Source organism: Edaphobacter sp., assembly GCF_035532915.1.
Classification (GTDB): Bacteria; Acidobacteriota; Terriglobia; order Terriglobales; family Acidobacteriaceae; genus Edaphobacter.
The window spans coordinates 1-2,152 of sequence record NZ_DATKQC010000088.1 but is presented as its reverse complement, the minus strand read 5'-3'; the positions used below and the strand labels follow the sequence as shown (position 1 = coordinate 2,152).

Annotated in this window: 1 protein-coding gene and 1 pseudogene; one reads left to right on the top strand and one right to left on the bottom strand. The window is 57.6% G+C overall.

Annotated elements, in window-relative coordinates; translation table 11 throughout:
- On the top strand, positions 1 to 1,477 hold a 1,477-nt coding region (gene merA, locus VMU57_RS04605), incomplete at its 5' end, for a mercury(II) reductase (RefSeq protein ID WP_325381263.1).
- A 287-nt stretch (positions 1,478 to 1,764) separates the two neighbouring features.
- Here merA and VMU57_RS04600 read toward each other — a convergent pair.
- A pseudogene (locus VMU57_RS04600) lies at positions 1,765 to 2,152 on the bottom strand (methyltransferase type 11); the annotation flags it as partial.

Genomic DNA, 2,152 nt, shown 5'->3' with positions numbered 1-2,152 from the left:
AGTAATGTCCGCCCAAGGCTTGCTTTCCAGAACCAGATCTGCCCTGAAGGAAGACGATTGCTGCGCCGTACCGCAAGCGAAGCCGAATAAGATTGCGATGATCGGCAGCGGCGCAGCCGCGTTTGCTGCCGCCATTCGGCTACAGGAAGAGGGCGCTGAAGTGACGATGGTCGAGCGCGGCACGACCGGGGGCGCCTGCGTCAACACCGGCTGCGTACCATCCAAGATTCTCATCAGTGCGGCCCACGTCGCGCATGTACGCACGTCCAGCCCTTTCGACAGCGGAATTTCCGTCGTGCCGCCTGTGGTAAATCAAGCAGCTCTCCAAGCCCAGCAGCAGGCTCGCGTCGATGAACTGCGCAATGCCAAATACGAGTCCATCCTCGAAAACAGCGACAATATCCGCCTCATCCACGGCGAGGCGCGCTTTCTGGACGATCACACGTTGTTCATTAGAAGGGACGACGGCCGGCAACAACCCCTCGTCTTTGACCGCGCGCTGATCGCCACCGGCGCATCTCCGTCGATTCCGCCTGTGCCTGGCCTCGACAGCACGCCTTACTGGACCTCCACCGAAGCCTTGGCGTCGCCGCAGCTGCCGGAACATCTGATCGTCTATGGCGGCTCTTACGTTGCGTTGGAATTGGCGCAGGCGTTCCTCCGGCTAGGCAGCCGGGTGACTATGATCGTCCGTTCCGGGATTCTTTCGCGCAGTGGCCATGCGATTGGCGATGCGATCCAGAAAGTGCTGATCGACGAAGGCATGCGCATCATTACCGGAAGTCAGATCGAGCGCGTCCAGCACGACGGCAAAGGATTCACGATCGAGGTCGGCGGTGACAGCATCCACGGCAACCGCTTGTTAATTGCGACCGGACGGCGTCCGAATACCTCCAAGCTCGCATTGCAGAGTGTCGGCGTGCTCACCAACGAGAATGGCGCGATTCCCGTGGATGATTTCCTGCGCACTTCCAATCCCCACATCTATGCGGCGGGCGACTGCACCACCAACCCGGAGTACGTGTATGTCGCCGCTGCAGCCGGAACACGTGCAGCGGTGAACATGCTCGGTGGAAGCGAGCGGCTGGATTTATCCGTGGTGCCGGGCGTGGTCTTCACCGATCCGCAGATTGCGACGGTGGGCCTCGATGAGGCTGCCGCGCTTCGTATCGGGACTCGCGTCGACACGCGGACGCTCACGCTGGACAATGTGCCTCGGGCTCTCGCCAACTTCGATACTCGGGGCTTCATCAAGTTGGTTGCGGAGCCGGAAACCGGCAGACTTCTCGGCGTACAGGCCGTGGCCTCGCAGGCTGGGGAACTGATCCAAACTGCGGCACTGGCCATTCGCGCGCAAATTACCGTCAATGATCTTGCGGGGCAACTTTTCCCCTACCTGACCATGGTCGAAGGGCTGAAACTGGCCGCTCAGACATTCACGAAGAATGTAAAGCAGCTTTCCTGCTGCGCTGGCTAAATGCAAAATGATCTCAGACGAACCTGTGCCAGGTTATGTCACTCAAACGGTGGAGAGCTTGAGCAAATTCAGTTTCTACTCGGTCACGCCTCTGTTCTTACAACCGAACACTATCTGGGGTGCAAGCAAAACCTGGAGGATACTGTGAATGACCGATTCGGCCCCTTGATCGCGTTCAAGGTGGTGGAATCGAGCTAATCCTGTTATCGATAGTTGGTGACTCAGATTGCGGAAAGGTCTTTGCGGCAAGCTGTGATTCATCCGTCTCCCCAACCTAACAATCGAATTTATGTGACTTGACCCTTTAGCGCGACGATGATTCCGTATCCAAGTCGGTTGGCTGCAATGGCATCCTGAGCCGCTTTGGAGAATGCCTTGGCCTCGCTCACATCTAAGCCAGGGAGGTCGAGCTTCTTCAAGCCAATCATGATTTCGGCGAGCAAAATTTTGCTGCGTATGCCTTGCACCATCTCCTGCAGATAGTGATTTCGCTCTTCGGCTATTGAAGGGCGAAATCCGGCTTCCGAGAGCCACTGAACGTAGCTCTCCAAAGGCTGGGCATCGCCGATGCAGGCAATCCACGCAAGCAGTCCATCCAGATCGGGAAGCGGACTTTTGTCTCTGGTAATGTCACTGATGCCAACGCGACCACCTGGCTTCAGAACGCGTTCAAAC